The organism is Dyadobacter beijingensis DSM 21582 (genome assembly GCF_000382205.1).
Taxonomy (GTDB): domain Bacteria; phylum Bacteroidota; class Bacteroidia; order Cytophagales; family Spirosomataceae; genus Dyadobacter; species Dyadobacter beijingensis.
This window is the reverse complement of sequence record NZ_KB907792.1, coordinates 93,488-109,630: the sequence shown is the minus strand read 5'-3', so window position 1 is coordinate 109,630 and position 16,143 is coordinate 93,488. Positions and strand designations below refer to the sequence as shown.

15 protein-coding genes are annotated in these 16,143 nt (G+C 53.3%); 11 read left to right on the top strand and 4 right to left on the bottom strand.

The features are described from left to right. Positions 1 to 96: 96 nt before the first annotated feature. From ccoS to H144_RS0128795, 11 genes are all read left to right on the top strand, one after another. Positions 97 to 255 (top strand): cbb3-type cytochrome oxidase assembly protein CcoS, encoded by a 159-nt coding sequence (ccoS, locus tag H144_RS0128845; RefSeq protein ID WP_026351075.1) that lies wholly within the window; start codon positions 97 to 99, stop codon positions 253 to 255. Positions 256 to 300: 45 nt separating this feature from the next. Beyond that, entirely contained in the window at positions 301 to 2,445 is a 2,145-nt protein-coding gene (gene ccoN, locus H144_RS0128840) for a cytochrome-c oxidase, cbb3-type subunit I (protein ID WP_019945607.1), read from the top strand. Positions 2,446 to 2,493: 48 nt separating this feature from the next. After that, positions 2,494 to 3,516 carry a cbb3-type cytochrome c oxidase N-terminal domain-containing protein gene (locus H144_RS0128835; protein WP_019945606.1) on the top strand — a complete coding sequence of 341 codons (1,023 nt, stop codon included), beginning with the start codon at positions 2,494 to 2,496 and terminating at the stop codon, positions 3,514 to 3,516. A 6-nt stretch (positions 3,517 to 3,522) separates the two neighbouring features. After that, on the top strand, positions 3,523 to 4,872 hold the full coding sequence (ccoG, locus tag H144_RS0128830) for a cytochrome c oxidase accessory protein CcoG (RefSeq protein WP_019945605.1): 1,350 nt from the start codon (positions 3,523 to 3,525) through the stop codon (positions 4,870 to 4,872). Positions 4,873 to 4,898: 26 nt separating this feature from the next. After that, a complete protein-coding gene (locus H144_RS0128825) occupies positions 4,899 to 5,342 on the top strand; it encodes a FixH family protein (RefSeq protein ID WP_019945604.1) in 444 nt (147 codons plus the stop codon). A 4-nt stretch (positions 5,343 to 5,346) separates the two neighbouring features. Continuing rightward, positions 5,347 to 6,045 (top strand): sulfite exporter TauE/SafE family protein, encoded by a 699-nt coding sequence (locus H144_RS0128820; RefSeq protein WP_157505235.1) that lies wholly within the window; start codon positions 5,347 to 5,349, stop codon positions 6,043 to 6,045. 97 nt (positions 6,046 to 6,142) lie between these two features. Continuing rightward, positions 6,143 to 7,507 carry an oxygen-independent coproporphyrinogen III oxidase gene (gene hemN / locus H144_RS0128815; RefSeq protein WP_019945601.1) on the top strand — a complete coding sequence of 455 codons (1,365 nt, stop codon included), beginning with the start codon at positions 6,143 to 6,145 and terminating at the stop codon, positions 7,505 to 7,507. Between the two features lie 78 nt (positions 7,508 to 7,585). Next, the gene (locus H144_RS0128810) at positions 7,586 to 8,821 is read left to right on the top strand and encodes a PAS domain-containing sensor histidine kinase (RefSeq protein WP_229208026.1); all 1,236 of its coding nucleotides are present in this window, start codon (positions 7,586 to 7,588) and stop codon (positions 8,819 to 8,821) included. A gap of 17 nt (positions 8,822 to 8,838) precedes the next feature. Next, positions 8,839 to 9,903 (top strand): response regulator, encoded by a 1,065-nt coding sequence (locus H144_RS0128805; protein WP_026351074.1) that lies wholly within the window; start codon positions 8,839 to 8,841, stop codon positions 9,901 to 9,903. 154 nt (positions 9,904 to 10,057) lie between these two features. After that, a complete protein-coding gene (locus H144_RS0128800) occupies positions 10,058 to 10,246 on the top strand; it encodes a hypothetical protein (protein ID WP_157505234.1) in 189 nt (62 codons plus the stop codon). 157 nt (positions 10,247 to 10,403) lie between these two features. Then, the gene (locus H144_RS0128795) at positions 10,404 to 10,748 is read left to right on the top strand and encodes a DUF6169 family protein (protein WP_019945597.1); all 345 of its coding nucleotides are present in this window, start codon (positions 10,404 to 10,406) and stop codon (positions 10,746 to 10,748) included. Here H144_RS0128795 and H144_RS0128790 read toward each other — a convergent pair. The 4 genes from H144_RS0128790 to H144_RS0128775 all read right to left on the bottom strand — a co-directional run bounded on the left by H144_RS0128790 (position 10,743) and on the right by H144_RS0128775 (position 16,139). Next, positions 10,743 to 12,515: a hypothetical protein gene (locus H144_RS0128790; RefSeq protein ID WP_019945596.1), complete on the bottom strand. Its 1,773-nt coding sequence runs from the start codon at positions 12,513 to 12,515 to the stop codon at positions 10,743 to 10,745. The two genes, H144_RS0128795 and H144_RS0128790, sit on opposite strands and share 6 nt — an antisense overlap. Before the next feature lie 108 nt (positions 12,516 to 12,623). Further along, positions 12,624 to 13,019 carry an iron chaperone gene (locus H144_RS0128785; RefSeq protein ID WP_051100207.1) on the bottom strand — a complete coding sequence of 132 codons (396 nt, stop codon included), beginning with the start codon at positions 13,017 to 13,019 and terminating at the stop codon, positions 12,624 to 12,626. 53 nt (positions 13,020 to 13,072) lie between these two features. After that, on the bottom strand, positions 13,073 to 15,211 hold the full coding sequence (locus H144_RS0128780) for a hybrid sensor histidine kinase/response regulator (RefSeq protein ID WP_019945594.1): 2,139 nt from the start codon (positions 15,209 to 15,211) through the stop codon (positions 13,073 to 13,075). Positions 15,212 to 15,371: 160 nt separating this feature from the next. After that, positions 15,372 to 16,139, bottom strand: coding sequence for a LytR/AlgR family response regulator transcription factor (locus H144_RS0128775; protein WP_019945593.1), 768 nt, complete (start codon positions 16,137 to 16,139; stop codon positions 15,372 to 15,374). Positions 16,140 to 16,143 lie beyond the last annotated feature (4 nt).

Genomic DNA, 16,143 nt, shown 5'->3' with positions numbered 1-16,143 from the left:
CCAAGGTCATAAATGCGGCTTAGCGGTTGTCATCCTTTGCCAGCCGTGCCGCAGGTAGTTTTGGCCTATCAAAAATCACCTAATCCGATCCTCATCATGAGCGCATTATATCTGCTGATCCTCGCCAGTTTGCTCGTAGCGCTGGGATTCCTGGGCGCATTTATCTGGTCGGTACGAAAGGGGCACTACGACGACGATTATACGCCTTCGGTACGCATCCTGCTCGACGATTCCGAGAAAACCAACACCATCTGACGCCGCTCACCCGAACTGATTTTTACCACTTATCTCTCCCAAGTTATGTCAAACGTTCCCCATCCTGGCCTCGCCGCTGTTGAGTTGGATGAATTTCAATATGACAACCGCATTGTCCGGGACTTCGCCATCGCTACCATCCTGTTCGGGCTCATTGGTATGCTCGTGGGCCTGCTGGCCGCCTTGCAGCTGGTCTTCCCGAACCTGAATTTCGACCTGCCGTTCCTCACATTCAGCCGGATACGGCCGCTGCATACCAACGCGGTCATCTTCGCGTTTGTCGGAAACGGCTTTTTCACCGGCTTGTACTATTCCGTGCCGCGTGTACTGCGGACGCCGATATGGAGCCCGGTACTGAGCCGCTTTCATTTCTGGGCGTGGCAGGCCATTATCCTCGGCGCGGCCATCTCGCTGCCGATGGGGTTCACCACTTCCAAAGAATATGCCGAGCTGGAATGGCCGTTCGATATCGCCATTGCCGTCGTGTGGGTTTCTGCATTGGTCAACATCATTATGACCACCATTAACCGTCGCGTCGAGCACATTTACGCCGCCGTCTGGTTTTACATCGCCTCATTTGTGACCGTGGCGATGCTGCACGTGGTGAACAGCATCGAACTGCCGATCTCGTTCATGAAAAGCTACTCGGTATACGCAGGCGTGCAGGACGCATTGGTGCAGTGGTGGTACGGGCATAATGCGGTCGCATTCTTCCTGACGACGCCCTACCTGGGTTTGATGTACTACTTTTTGCCCAAAGCGGCCAACCGCCCCATTTACTCCTACCGGTTATCGATCGTCCACTTTTGGGCGCTCATCTTCCTGTACATCTGGGCGGGGCCGCACCATCTGCTTTACACCGCATTACCGGAATGGGCCCAGACGCTCGGAACCGTGTTTTCGGTAATGCTCATCGCGCCTTCCTGGGGAGGTATGATGAACGGCCTGATGACATTGCGCGGCGCCTGGGACAAAGTCCGGGAAGATGTGGTGCTGAAATTCATGGTCGTGGCGATTACCGCCTACGGTATGGCCACCTTCGAAGGCCCGATGCTCTCCTTGAAAAATGTAAATGCCATCGCCCACTATACCGACTGGATCGTAGCGCACGTACACGTAGGCGCGCTCGGCTGGAACGGCTTCCTCACATTCGGTATTTTGTACTGGCTTTTCCCACGCCTATATAACAGACCGTTATACTCCACGAAGGCCGCCAATTTCCATTTCTGGATCGGCACGCTGGGCATTATCTTCTATACGATTCCCATGTATTGGGCTGGCTGGGTACAAAGCTCGATGTGGAAGGAATTCACGCAGGAAGGACTTTTGAAATACCCCAACTTTCTCGAAACGGTCACCGCACTGAAACCGCTCTATTTCCTCCGCGGCGTGGGCGGCACATTGTACCTCGCAGGTTTCGTAGTGATGATCTACAACCTCTGGATGACGGCACTGAAAGGCAAGCTCGTACCGACCGAAACGGCCAAAGCGATGCCGCTGAACGCCATCTGGCACGCCGAAAAGAGCGAATACTGGCACCGCAGGCTCATGGAACGCAAGCCGCTTGCATTAACGGTATTCTCCCTCGTGGCCGTTGCCATTGGCGGGATGATCGAGATGATCCCGACCTTCCTCGTCGAATCCAACGTACCTACCATTGCGAGCGTGAAACCTTATACGCCGCTGGAATTGCAGGGCCGCGACATTTATGTCCGTGAAGGCTGCTACGTGTGCCATACGCAGATGATCCGCCCGTTCCGGTCTGAAATCGAAAGGTTCGGGGAGTATTCCAAATCGGGCGAGTTCGTATATGACCACCCGCACCAATGGGGCTCCAAACGCACCGGGCCGGATTTGCACCGCATCGGCGGCAAATACCCCGACTCCTGGCATTACAACCACATGGAAGACCCGACCAGCATGTCGCCCGGCTCCATTATGCCCCGCTACGGCTGGCTGCTCGAAAACGACCTCGACACCACCACGACCGTTGCGAAAATCAAAGCCATGCAGACGCTGGGCGTGCCTTACGAAAAAGGCTACGAACACCAGGCGAACGCCGATCTCGCGAAACAGGAGAGTGAAATCCAGGAACGCCTGAAACAAAGCGGCATCAAAACCGCCGCCAACAAAGAGATCATCGCGCTGATCGCATACATGCAACGACTCGGGACTGATATTAAAAAATGACCGGATATTCAATCATTCAACCATTCGGTCATTCAAAATTAAACATCTATGAAATTCCGCAATTACCTCGAAACCATTGCCGGAGTGGGCATTTACCCACTCATATCGCTGCTGATATTCTTTGCTTTCTTCGTCGGCCTGCTCTTTTACGTGTGGGGGCTGGACAAGAGGAAACTCGACAAAATGCGCAGCATTCCGCTGAATGACGGTGTTTTGAAGAAAACCGTATTGTCGCTGCTGTTGCTCGCCGGCATGGCATTGCCTGCCTCCGCGCAGGAAACGGCCGAACCGGTCCGCGCCATCACCGGGCTGGACCTTATTCTCTATGTCGTCCTGGCGGCGTTGGTATTCATCATCGTTCAGCTGGCGATCCTGTTGGCCAATGCGATGAGCGTACTCAATAAAACGGCCAGCGCTTCCCAAACCGAGCCTACGCATATTTTCAGTGCGCATTGGTGGAAAAAATTCCGGGGCATCGGTGTCGCCCTGCACGACGAGAAGCAGATCCTGATCGACGGCCACGACTACGACGGCATCCAGGAGCTCGACAACCGCATGCCGCCCTGGCTGCAATTCCTCTTTTACACGACGATTTTCTTCGCGGTGGTGTATGCGGCCGTCTATTTCAGCGGGTTCGGCGATTTGCAGATCGCGGAGCTGGATAAGGAAATCGCGACGGCCGAAGCCGAGAAAAAGGCTTACATGGAAAAAGTGGGTGCCAGCATGGACGAAAACTCCGTGACGCTGCTTAGCGATAAGGCCGGCGTGGACGCCGGGATGAAAATATTCCAGGAAAAATGCACTGCCTGCCACGGTACCGAAGGCGGCGGCGCGGTGGGCCCCAACCTCACGGACGACTACTGGCTGCACGGCGGCGGGATTCATAATGTGTTCAAAGTGATCAAATACGGCGTGCCGGAAAAAGGGATGATCTCCTGGGAAAAACAGCTCTCCCCGACCGACATCCAGAAGGTAGCGAGTTTTGTCCTCTCGCTCAAAGGCACCAAACCGGCCACTGCGAAAGAGCCGCAGGGAGAATTGTTCAGCGATGCGACTGTGGCAAAAAAATAACCCATTATGAAAGCGATTAGCGACGCACGGCCCCTCTATCCCCAACGCCCCGCCGGGCAATGGCATAACCGCCGTGTGGCATTCAGTGTAGCCATTATCGCGCTGCTGTTCGTCGTGCCGTTTGTACGGATCAACGGGCAGCAGCTCGTACTGCTGAATGTGGTGGAACGGAAGTTTATCATTTTCGGCGTGTTTATCGGACCGCAGGACTACTGGCTGTTCGGGCTCATGATGCTGTCGTTTTTTGTGTTCATCGTGCTTTTCACGACCGTTTTCGGGCGGTTATGGTGCGGCTGGGCGTGCCCGCAGACGGTTTTCATGGAAATGGTATTCCGTAAAATCGAATACGCCATCGAGGGCGACACCGGAAAGCAGAAACTGCTGGACAAAGCGCCGTGGACGACGGACAAAATCCTGAAAAAAGGTTTGAAATACACCCTTTTCCTCCTCATTTCCTTTGCTATCGCCAACCTGTTGCTGGCTTATGTGCTGGGAACCGATGCTTTGTACAAGATCATTTCGGAGCCATTGCAAGACCATTTGGCCCTCTTTTCCGGTATTGTCGCATTCACAGCCATATTCTACTGGAATTTCGCCTGGCTGCGCGAGCAGGCTTGCACGGTAGTGTGCCCGTATGGGCGCTTGCAAAGCGTTTTGCTCGACCGCAATTCCATCAATGTCGCCTACGACCATGAGCGCGGCGAACCGCGCGGCAAGCTGCACAAAGGAACAATCCGCACCGAAGGCGATTGCATCAGCTGCTTCCAATGCGTGGCCGTATGCCCTACCGGCATCGACATCCGCAATGGTACGCAGATGGAATGTGTGAACTGTACGGCCTGCATCGATGCCTGCGATGCGATGATGGACAAAGTCGGTTTCGAGCGGGGCCTGATCCGCTATACTTCCGAGAATGCCATCACAAAGAAAAGCGCGAAGGTGATCACCCCGCGTACCTGGGGCTATGCAGCTGTGCTCGTGCTGCTATGGTCGGCATTGGGTTTCGTGGTAGCGACGCGCACCGACACCCAAACGACACTTTTCCGCGCACCGGGCAGCCGATATATCGAAAATGCCGACGGCACGATCAGCAACCTTTACACATTCAAAATTTTTAACAAAACCAACGCCACCATTAAGCCCTCCATACGCCTCGACTCCCCGCACGGAAAGCTGCTGTTCGCCGGGTCACCGGACCTGACGCTCGAAGCTGCGGGGATGTCCGAGGGGACCGTGTTCGTGGTGATCCCGAAATCCGAGCTGAAAAGCCGGAAGACGGTCTTGAAAATGTCTGTTTCCCAAGGTAGCCGGCAGCTGGAAACTTTCGAGACGACGTTCATCGCACCCGAAGAATAATGTATTAACCTATATTTTGAATACCCATGAAAATCAACTGGAAAGCCCTCATTGCCGCTGTTTACATGAGTTTCGTATCCATGATCCTGCTGCTGGTGAGCATGAGCGCCGGGCAGAAGATCGACCTCGCATCGGCCGATTATTATGAGGAAGAACTCCAATTCCAGGGCAAAATCGACAAAACCCAACGGGCAGCCGCGCTCACGGAACCGATATCCTGGAATGTGGCGGAGCATCATCTGGAAATCCACTACCCGAGCGTATTCTCCGACTCGGCCATTTCCGGAAAAATCAGCCTCTATTGCCCGTCCGACGACCGTAACGACAGGCAATTCGTCGTCCGTGCGCAGAACCACGGGCAGGCCCTGGCACTGACGGAAATACCTGCGGGCCGCTATAAAATCCAGGTAGACTGGCGGGCCGGCGCGCAAACGTACTGGAACGAAGGCGTGGTCGTGATCGGCCGGTAATGCCATGATCACCGTCCTCCCCTACCTCGCCATTTCGATGGGGCTCATCAGCAGCTTCCATTGCGTGGGCATGTGCGGGCCCATTGCGCTCGCATTACCTGTGCACAGGGCCACGCGCGCGCGGCAGATAGCAGGCGTGCTCATCTACAATGGGGGACGTGCGCTCACCTACGCGATGTTTGGAATACTCATCGGCACACTTGGCGCTTCCCTGGCCTGGTTGGGGTTGCTGAAATATGCTTCCGTCGGCGTGGGCCTGGCGATGCTGGCGTATGTGCTCTGGCCGGCGAGCCTGGATCGGCGGCTTCATATGCCTGTATTCTGGCAAAAAACGATAGGCCGGATAAAGCAGCAGATGACTTTTTACTTGAAAAAAACAAACCTGTCGGGCATGCTCGTGTTAGGAATGCTTAATGGCGCGGTACCCTGCGGCATGGTGTACATGGCGCTTCTGAGCTCCGGGGCGACGGGCAGTGCATGGGGCGGCGGGGCTTTCATGGCGCTTTTCGGGCTGGGTACCATGCCGGCGATGCTGGCATTGGGCATTGCGCGGCAGCAGCTCACACCGGCATTGCGTACGCGCATCCGCAAGCTCACACCCGTGCTCGTTGCCATAGCGGGGATCTGGCTCGTGGCCCGCGGGATAACCACCTCCTATCCCACCCCTTCTCCCACCCCGACAAGCATTACGATCTGTCGCTAGCGACCCCGAAAGTCTGTTTTTAACATGACAAACATCATGTTTTTACCCTCCGCTCGTGGGTAGTTTTGATTGATCATCCACATCAAAACTTTGACCAATGGACAAGGACCTGCTATTCAAATATAACATTCCGGGGCCGCGCTATACCAGCTACCCGACCGTTCCGTACTGGCAGAAAACGCCTCCCGGCATTGCCAAATGGAAAGAGCTGGTGCAGGATGCATTTACGGTTTCCAATCAGAAGGAAGGCATTAGCCTGTACATTCACCTGCCATTTTGCGAAAGCCTCTGCACGTACTGCGGCTGCAACACGCGCATTACGATCAACCATGCCGTGGAAAGCAAATACATCCAGGCCGTTTTGAAGGAGTGGAAAATGTACCGGGCGCTTTTTGGTGAAGAAAAACCGGTGATCCGGGAGCTGCACCTCGGCGGCGGCACGCCCACGTTTTTTAGTCCGGCTAACCTTGTGAAACTGGTCAAAGGCCTGCTGGAAGACTCACTGGTGCATTCCGATGCCCGTTTCGGTTTCGAGGCGCATCCGGGGAATACGACCGACGCGCATTTGGAAGCATTATATTCTGTCGGTTTCCGGCGCATCAGCATCGGGGTGCAGGATTTCAACCCGGTCGTACTGGCGATGATCAACCGGCACCAGACGTTTGAGCAGGTGAAACATCTGACATTGAAAGCGCGGGAAATAGGTTACAATTCTGTCAACTACGACATTGTATACGGTTTACCCCAACAAAAAAACTGCTCGATGATGCAAACCATGCTGCGGGTGATCCAGCTCCGCCCGGACCGTATTGCTTTTTACAGCTATGCCCACGTGCCATGGATCAAGCCCGGCCAGCGCAGTTATACCGAAAATGACCTCCCCGACGCCGACCACAAAATGGCCATCTACGAAACCGGCCGCAATGCATTGGAACTGGCTGGTTACGAAGACATTGGCATGGACCATTTTGCGCTCAAATCCGATGAGCTCTACAAAGCCGCCTCAGAAGAGCGCCTTCACCGGAATTTCATGGGCTATACCGATACCCGCACGCAGCTGCTGATCGGCCTCGGTGCCTCTTCCATTTCCGATTCGTGGTGGGGTTATGCGCAGAATGAAAAGAAGGTGGAAGATTATTACAAGCGCCTGGCCGCCGGCGAGCTGCCGGTGTTCCGCGGCCACGAGCTGAGCCGCGAGGACCTTATTATGCGCAAACACATTCTCCGGCTCATGACCGGCTTCGAAACTTCCTGGGCGGGGGCTTCCGAAAATTGCATGGAAGTATACCAGGCCCTCGAAAGACTGTCGGAAATGGCGTACGACGAGCTGGTGGAAATAGAGCCGTTCCGACTGAGGATCACGGAGAAAGGCAAGGCTTTCGTGCGCAATGTATGCATGGCTTTCGATGCCCGCCTGTGGTCCGATATACCTCAAACCTCGCTATTCAGCCAAACAGTTTAATCATGAATTCTTGCGGTGTTCACCTGTGTCCTGTACTTTGGTATGTTTGATACGGATATTTTAATTCATACGCAGGTGATGACACGGCATATCGAAATGCTGGATGCCTTGTTCAAGCACGCGACCGAAGGGATCGTGGTGGTGGACAAGCAGGCGAATATTGTAATGCTCAACCCCAAGGCGAAGGAGCTTTTCGGCTACACAGACCGCGAGTTGATCAATCGGAAAGTGGAAACGCTGATCCCGATGCGGTTCAACCGGAACCACGTGGGCTACCGCGACGAGTACCTCGAAGCGCCCCGCGCCCGTGGTATGGGGCATATGATGGACCTTTTCGCCCGCCGCAAGGACGGCACCGAATTTCCCGTGGAGGTGAGCCTCAGTCCATTCAAAACCAGCGACGGCGAGTTTGTCGTTAGCTTCGTCATCGACATAACCGAGCGAAAAAAGCAGGAAAGCCGCATTATCGAGGCCAATCTTGAAATACAAAAACTGAATGCGGAGCTGGAAGAGCGCGTGCAGCAGCGGACGGAAGAGCTGGCCGCGGCGATCAAGCGGATCGAGCAGTCGCAGGAGGAAGTGGTGCGTGCATTGACGAAGGAACGAGAGCTGAACAATATGAAAAGCCAGTTTGTCACCATCGCCTCGCACGAGTTCCGGACGCCTTTGGCCACGATTTTGTCGTCGGCATCGCTCATAGGCCGCTATACGCGCACGGAAGACGAGGAAAAACGGCACAAACACGTTCAGCGCATCAAATCGACCGTAACGAACCTGACTGAAATCCTCAATGACTTTCTCTCGATCGGCAAGCTGGAAGAGGGCCGCATTCACGCCATTCCGGTATTGACCGACCTGAATGAGTTCTGCAAAAACCTGATCGAGGAGATCAGAGGGCTGTGCAAGGACGGGCAGCAAATGCATTTTGCGTACGAGGGCGAACCGACGGCCTGGCTCGACAAGCAGCTGCTGCGTAATGTGCTTTTCAACCTGCTTTCGAACGCGATCAAGTATTCCGACGGCGGTAAATCCATTTTTTTAAGGATCAAAAACTGGGGCGGGCTGATCCGCATCGAGATACAGGACCAGGGCATCGGCATTCCGCAAACGGACCAGGGCCACATTTTCGACCGTTTTTTCCGTGCCAACAATGCGGGCAATGCGCAAGGAACGGGGCTGGGCCTCAATATCGTACAAAACTACATCGAGCTCATGGGCGGCACCGTGCGGTTTCAGAGCGAGGTTGGCGTAGGGACGACATTTTTTGTCGAGCTGCCCAACCGCGAACCAGCATCCGTTAAAACCGATTCCTGACACAAACTGCACCAACCTTGGAAACGAGAAAGATACTTTTAATCGAAGACAATCCCGAAATGCGGGAAAATACGGCCGAAATCCTCGAACTGGCCAACTACGAGGTGGTAACCGCCCAAAACGGCAAGGAGGGCGTGCAGCAAGCCGCCCAGCACCACCCCGACCTCATCATCTGCGACATAATGATGCCCGAACTGGACGGCTACGGCGTGCTCCATATGCTCGGCAAAGACGAGCGCACGGCCTCCATTCCGTTCATTTTCCTCACCGCCAAGGCCGAAAAGGAAGATTACCGCAAAGGCATGACCATGGGCGCCGACGACTACCTCACCAAGCCGTACGACGACGTGGAACTGCTGAATGCCGTGGAAATGCGCCTCAAAAAGAGCGACAGGCTGAAAAAGCAGTTCGAACGCTCGGCCGACGGCCTCGACCAGTTTATCCGGGAAGCCCAGGCCTTCGACCCGATCATGAAGCTGGCGGAGGACAAAAAGGTGAAGATTCTGCGTAAAAAAGAAACCATCTACACGGAAGGCAGCTTTCCGTCGCATGTATTTTTCCTGCAAAAAGGAAAGGTAAAAGCCTATAAATCGAATGAAAACGGAAAAGAGTACATTACCGACCTGCTGAAAGAAGGCGAGTTTTTCGGCTACCTCGACCTGCTGCAAGGCGCCCCATACGAAGAAACGGCCATCGCATTGGAGAAATCGGAAGTGGCGATGATCCCGAAAGACGATTTTTTCAACCTGCTGCAAGGCAACCGGGAAGTGGCTTCGAAATTCATCCGAATGCTTTCCAATGAAATCAAGGAACGGGAAGAGCGGCTTTTACAGCTGGCTTACAACTCCGTACGCAAGCGCGTGGCGCAGGCGCTCGTGATGCTTGTGCAGCGCTACCAGGAAGACCGTTCGAAGCCCTTTTCCATGGCCGTCACACGTGAAGACATCGCCTCTATGGTGGGCACTGCCACCGAAACGGTGATTCGCACGCTCTCGGATTTCAAGGACGAGCGCCTGGTGGACATGAAGGGGAGCCAGATCACCGTGCTGGAATACGAAAAGCTCGCCCGGATGCGGAATTAACGCAGGATAATAAACTGTATGCCCCATTAAAAGTCATTTTCCCGCCGTTAATTAAGCCATACACCTCCGTTGATCATCGGGCAATTTTGGCGTGCAAATGTTCCCACTTGTTTCCTTAGTTTTGATTGAAAAGTCAACTAAATCATATCGAACCATGGAACAAATACTACCTGCCGAAGCCCCGGAGACAGTGGAAACTGCCGCAACCGAAAAACGTCCGCAGAAGCTTACCCTTAAAATCATCATTGAAGGAATGATGCAGACCCGAAGGGACATTGAAGCGTACAACAGGGGAGAAATGACCAAAGAGGAATTTGATGCACTTGGAATCAAACTATTTTGAAATATACCCCTATCAATGTTCTGGAAGCAGGTTCCAGTTTAAGACGGAACAAAATGTTACTGTCACCGTGGATATATCCCGGGACCCGAGATTCTTCCCTGACAACCCCGAGATAGAAGCAGCCCATAACTTTTTTATTGAAACGGATCAACCGTCCATGCGTCAGGACATCCGGCTTAGAAATACGGTGCTGGACATCCTGAACAGGTTTCTGACCGAGAACGACGCGATTGTCATTTATTACTGCGACCACCGCGATGGCAGGGGGCATGCCCGGCAGGCCAAGTTCAACCGATGGTTCAGCATTATCCAGGACACGTCGATCGACAAACAGGATCGGCAGGTCACTGTCGTAGATCTGAACGTCGGCGAAAACGGCGAGTTGATCCGTTCCGAACTGGTAGTATATGCTTCCATGCTGCTGCGGAAAACCCACCCGGACTACAACGCTGCCATTCGGATCTTTCATTCCGGCGATTCGGACAAGACGGGCAAACTATAAAAGTTTCCCTTCGATCGCTTCCAGCTGGGCCATCATTTCCTGGCGGTACGCGACCGTCTGATTGGTAATTTCCGGGATCAGTTTTTTGTAGTACCCGATCCCTTCGAGCAAGTTGGCACGGAATTTGGCGAAGTATCTGGATTTCTTGTCGTTCAGCGTGGTGGTGTGACGTTCGATGTCTTTTTTAAGATAATCGACGTACAAGTTGAGCTCGTTGATGAACATATTCGGTCGCAGGTTTTTGGCGAGGAGGTCAATTTTACCGTAGATGTGCCCTACCATTTCGTCCAAAGAGTAAATACCTGAGAAAAAGGCCAGGTTAGGTCCGGGGCAAATGGCTACCGCCTTGTTTTCCCGCGGTTTGACCATGTCATTTTTAATGAGCGCAGCCGTACTCAGGCCGTCGCACAAACACAGCTTTTCCGTCACCGCGTCGATTTGCATTTGCAGGTCTGCCGGTCGTGGCTCTAATGCCAGCAAGTGTTTGATTTTCAACTGCTGGTACTGACGGGAGGCGGTACAGATGGGGTCTTTGGTAAATTCGGTATTGGATACCAGGTAACGTTTGTGGCACGGGCTGCCGGGGCGGCCTTTGGTGATACGTTCCAGGCGCTGCTTTTCGGCAGTACTGTTTTTAAAATTATTGAAAAGCACTCCCAAAGGCGAAGAGTCGCTGACGTAGTAGGCATCGCTTTTGGCCGCAGCAAGTTCATTTAATGTGTCTTCATCCACATTTGTCACCTCGGGCACGAGCAGGAACGGGCTGCCCCAACCCGTAGCTTCGATGTGGTAATGTTCGAGTAAAAAGGCATTTTCAGCGGCAGTACCGATGCCGCCCTGCACGCTGATGCGTGTATGCGGCGCGTGCGTGAGCAAAATACCTTTGGCTTCGAGTGCAGGTTCGTAAAGGGCGAACAGTTCCGTGAACATTTCCGTGCGCCTGTTTTTGAACTCCTCTAAAACAGGCCCCAGCAAGTGGCCTTCGGTAGCGAATGCATGCCCGCCGCAGTTCAGGCCGGATTCGATGCGGAACTCGGAAACCCAAATGCCCTTTTTAGCCAGAAATTTAGCCTGGATCAACGCAGAACGGTAATCGCTTACTTTGAGAATGAGCTTTTTGTGAAAATTGCCGTTGGTATCTGGCAAGAAGTCCGGGAATGCTTCGAGGTAGCTGTACAAACGCGGATTCATCCCGGCCGAAAGGATCACCGAAGAACGCAATGTGCTCAACGCGAAACCACGTAATGCAGCCAAAGCGTCGGTGTAAATCTCTTCCAACACGTTACCGTCGGCATCGAGATTCATTTTATCAACCTTCGACATGATGTTCACATCGATCTCGCCCTGCACCATGCATTGGCGAAGCGCGGCATCCTCTAACGTTTTCGCCGCACCGGCGGGCATTGCAAGCAGGGCTTTGTAACGGGCTTTAAGCGAAGAACCTGCCGGTAACAAGCTGAAATAGCGATCAATATCGTTTCCCTCACCGAACGGCTGTTGCTGCATGGTTCCAAACTCCTGGTTGACGATGCTTTGCATCAGATCGAGATAGGCCGTAATTCGGCGGCTGCGGTAATCGGGTATGTTTTTGGAAATAGGCGCTTCATCCGCGCCGCGCTGGCGGGCATAATGTACGCGCATGCGCTCGATGAGCTCATCATCGACGATCGAGGCGACGGATGAAATGCCGTATTTGGCGACTTTGATAGGTGTATCGATGGAATATCCCAGCCCGAGGACGGGAATATGGAAGGTATGCGGCGTCATATCTGGATGAGGTCTTGATAATTCATCCAAAAGTACAGGGCTGCTTGCGTCCGGAAACTGACATTGCTTAGGTACGATCCTGAGAAACATCATACTCGCCCCCGTCGCTTACTTCTTTTTGGCTTTTTGCGGTTTTGCAGCTTCGGCGAGCTCGTTTTCCTTCACCCGGTATTCCACGATCCGCCGGATCATATCCACGGGAAGCGGATCTTTGTCAGGCATTTGAATGGCCGACTTGCTCACTTTGTATTTCGAAAGCTCCGTTTTGAATTCAGCGAGCAACGCTGCGCTGAACGGGTAAGACAGCGAAATATGGTTGGTTGCACCCGAATAATAGACAACGAACCCGAAATGCTTGTAGGCCGGGATCTGATAGCTGATCACTTCCTCTGCCAGCGGCGCCGCGGCACGGATCGTGTCCCGCACTTGCTGCAAACGTGCCTTTTTTTCGCCATCGAAGGTGTCCTGGTATTCGTCTACGGATTTAAAATCTGTTTTGGCCATGTCGATCTGGTCTTTTGATGGATAAACCTGCATTCAAAAGACCATCCCGCAGCCTATTTACCGGCGGCGGGATGCTGCGTTCCAAAAACGGCGCCCAGCACCGACAAAAATTCTTTCTCCGAAAACGGCTTACCAAGCACACCGTCGATCCCGAGCTCCGCATAGAAATCCTTGTCGCGGTCGGAAAGGTCGCCGGTGAAGCCTATGATCGGGGTTAACGCCTTGACGGCATCGGGATTACGGCGGATCTGGCGGGTAAGCTCGGCACCGTCCATGCCGGGCATATGAATGTCGGTGATGACGAGATCATACGGTTGCTTTTCGAAAAGTTCGAGTGCTTCGTCTCCCGAACCCGTGAGGTCGAAGAGCAGTCCGTGCTTTTCGAGCAGGCGGCTCATGAGCACGAGGTTCAGCTTGGTGTCGTCGGCTACGAGCGTCTTTTTGCCTCTCAGATCAACCGGCGCTACCGGTGCTGGAATGCTTCGAACGGCCAGTGGCTTCGCTTTTTCAGCCATCTGCATCGGGATCGCTATCCTGAATTCCGAACCTTTGCCAACGGCGCTTTCCACGGAAATTTTCCCGCCATGCAGCTCCACGATCCGCTTGCAGATCGCCAGTCCCAGCCCGGTCCCCTGCTTGACGGCCAGGCCGTTTACCTGGCTAAAATCTTCAAAAATAACTTTCAAATGCTCCTGCGCAATGCCTATGCCCGAATCCTTCACCCCGATTTTCAGGTATTTCTTCTGCCCGTCTGCCGTATCGAGCGCCGCTTCGACAACTACTTTTCCATGCGCGGGCGTGAATTTGATTGCGTTACTGAGCAGGTTAATTACCACCTGTTTTATCCGAAAGCCATCACCGACGAGGTAAACCTGCCGCCCGATCTGGATTTTGGATACAATTTCAATGTTTTTCTCTCCCGCCAGCACGCTCATCAATGCCGTTACTTCGTTCACCAGTTCCACCGGGTTGAACGGCTCATATTGCAGGGTCAGCTTGCCCCGTTCGAGTTTGGAAAAATCGAGCAGCTCGTTCACAAGCGTGAGCAGGATGCGCGAGGAGCTTTGAATGGCGTCGACACTTTCCTTCATCTGGCCATCGAGCCGTTCGGTTTCCATCAATTGCGAAAAACCGATGATCGCATTCAGCGGCGTTCGGATTTCGTGCGTTACCTGCGCCAGAAATTCCCCCTTTTGCCGGGCGGTTTCGGTAGCAAGCGCCGCGTATTTCAGGATGGTGACGTCGTTTCGATACAGTTTCACGACGTTTCGGATGATGATGATCGTCATCAGAAGCACCACTATGGCGCCAACCCATATCAGATGATTGACCTGCTCAAATTCGTTGGAGGTCTGGGTGAGCAGCAAGCGCCGGAATTCCCGCGCCTTTTCCTCTTCCGCAGCTTTCAACGCTTTGAGGGTCATTTGCAGGTTCGCGAACAGCTCGCCGTTAAGGAACAGCAGCTTTTGCTCGGCATCGTTCAGCTGCCTTTTGACCCGGTTATACTCTTCGTAGCGGCTTAGATTGGGCTCGCGTGAGAGCAGGTAAGGCATCACGAGCGAATCGCGCTGAACAATTACCCTGGTTTTTTCACGGGTAACCCCGGATTCAGGTTTGTTGGAAATGGCATCGGCGAGCCTTTTGAACAATCCGCGCTTTTTCTTGCCGGGTTCTGCCACGACGACGGAATCGACCTTTGATGTCTTTTTTACGCGGATCGCGGGCCGGTTTTGTTTCGAAAGTTCCTGATGGTCCAGCTCGCTACGCTGTACAGAAAGTGCAAAGAGGCTATCGACCATGATCTTCATGCGGATGAATGCGTCGTTGCTTATCCGTTTGCTTTCCATCAGCCCCGATAACGCCGACGAACGGTTAGCACGCTCGGTTTCGAATTCGGTAAGGATAGTGGAAACGGTTTGCAGCTCACGGGCGAACTTTCGCAGGTACGCCGAATCCTGCGTGATAATGAACAGCCGGCTGTTATTTTCCGCCACATAAAGCAGCGAAATGCAGGTATCGATCTTCTGATAGGTATTGACGTCCTTATGGAGTTCCTGGATATTCTCCCGGATTGTCTGCGATTTGCCACGGGTGAGCAGCAACACGAAAACGAACGATCCTAAAATGACAACGAGTAAAATAGTCCAGATTACGAATGCCCTGGACAATGTGCGCGAAGGAATTTTCATCATGTGTAGCTTGTCGGTCCATCCCGGGGAACATTGGAACAACAGATAAATGGAGGGTTGGTCACAACAAAGGTAAAAAAGCGGATACAAATCAGAAATACACTGCCGCTGTAATATTTAATCTACCAAACCGCTCGAATGAGTTACACATTTGAAAATCCGACTATGTTTCCAGCCAGGCTTTGAATGCAGGCGCTTTTTCACGGCTTACGACCACTTCCTGCGAAGTTTGCGGACGGAGCTCAATTTTTAGTTTTCCGTTAAAATAAGTGTGGATTTTCTGGATAGCGTCGATGCGGGCGATAAACTGGCGGTTCAGCCGGAAGAAATTCATCGGGTCCACCAGCGATTCCAGCTCTTCGAGCTTGTAGTCCACCAGGTACTGACGGCCGTCGGTGGCTACGAGGCAGGCCATTTCATTGGCAGTATAAAAATAGGCGACATGCTCCTGGTTGACGGGGATCAGCTGCTCCCCGTTTTTCACCAAAAACCTCGTTTTAAACGGCCTTTTCGTCATTTCCAGGCTATCCAGCAGCGTTTCCACCTTTCGTGCGTAAGCTTTGGGGGAGAAATCCTCCCGGATATTTTCGTATTTCCGGATCGCGTCGGCCAATTCGGGCGCTTTAATGGGTTTGAGCAGGTAATCGATGCTTTTCACACGAAATGCCTTGATCGCGTATTCGTCGTAGGAGGTCGTAAAAATGATCGGACTGTGTGCGGGAAATTCTTCGAATATCTGAAAGCTCAGGCCGTCGGCCAGCTGAATGTCGGAAAAAATAAGGTCCACCGGTTCCGCATTCGCGAACCATTGCCTGGCAGCCTCCACGCTTTCCAGCACCGCTGCCACTTCCATTCGCGGGTCGAGCTTTTTAATCAGCTTTTCGAGCCGTTCCGCGGCCGGGTATTCGTCTTCGATAATCAGTATTTTCATAGCA

What these genes read in the sequence shown, in the direction of transcription:
- ccoS (WP_026351075.1), top strand. Translation starts at nt 97, where the DNA reads ATGAGCGCATTATATCTGCTGATCCTCGCCAGTTTGCTCGTAGCGCTG.
- ccoN (WP_019945607.1), top strand. Translation starts at nt 301, where the DNA reads ATGTCAAACGTTCCCCATCCTGGCCTCGCCGCTGTTGAGTTGGATGAA.
- H144_RS0128835 (WP_019945606.1), top strand. Translation starts at nt 2,494, where the DNA reads ATGAAATTCCGCAATTACCTCGAAACCATTGCCGGAGTGGGCATTTAC.
- ccoG (WP_019945605.1), top strand. Translation starts at nt 3,523, where the DNA reads ATGAAAGCGATTAGCGACGCACGGCCCCTCTATCCCCAACGCCCCGCC.
- H144_RS0128825 (WP_019945604.1), top strand. Translation starts at nt 4,899, where the DNA reads ATGAAAATCAACTGGAAAGCCCTCATTGCCGCTGTTTACATGAGTTTC.
- H144_RS0128820 (WP_157505235.1), top strand. Translation starts at nt 5,347, where the DNA reads ATGATCACCGTCCTCCCCTACCTCGCCATTTCGATGGGGCTCATCAGC.
- hemN (WP_019945601.1), top strand. Translation starts at nt 6,143, where the DNA reads ATGGACAAGGACCTGCTATTCAAATATAACATTCCGGGGCCGCGCTAT.
- H144_RS0128810 (WP_229208026.1), top strand. Translation starts at nt 7,586, where the DNA reads ATGACACGGCATATCGAAATGCTGGATGCCTTGTTCAAGCACGCGACC.
- H144_RS0128800 (WP_157505234.1), top strand. Translation starts at nt 10,058, where the DNA reads ATGGAACAAATACTACCTGCCGAAGCCCCGGAGACAGTGGAAACTGCC.
- H144_RS0128795 (WP_019945597.1), top strand. Translation starts at nt 10,404, where the DNA reads ATGCGTCAGGACATCCGGCTTAGAAATACGGTGCTGGACATCCTGAAC.
- H144_RS0128790 (WP_019945596.1), bottom strand. Translation starts at nt 12,515, where the DNA reads ATGACGCCGCATACCTTCCATATTCCCGTCCTCGGGCTGGGATATTCC.
- H144_RS0128785 (WP_051100207.1), bottom strand. Translation starts at nt 13,019, where the DNA reads ATGGCCAAAACAGATTTTAAATCCGTAGACGAATACCAGGACACCTTC.
- H144_RS0128780 (WP_019945594.1), bottom strand. Translation starts at nt 15,211, where the DNA reads ATGATGAAAATTCCTTCGCGCACATTGTCCAGGGCATTCGTAATCTGG.
- H144_RS0128775 (WP_019945593.1), bottom strand. Translation starts at nt 16,139, where the DNA reads ATGAAAATACTGATTATCGAAGACGAATACCCGGCCGCGGAACGGCTC.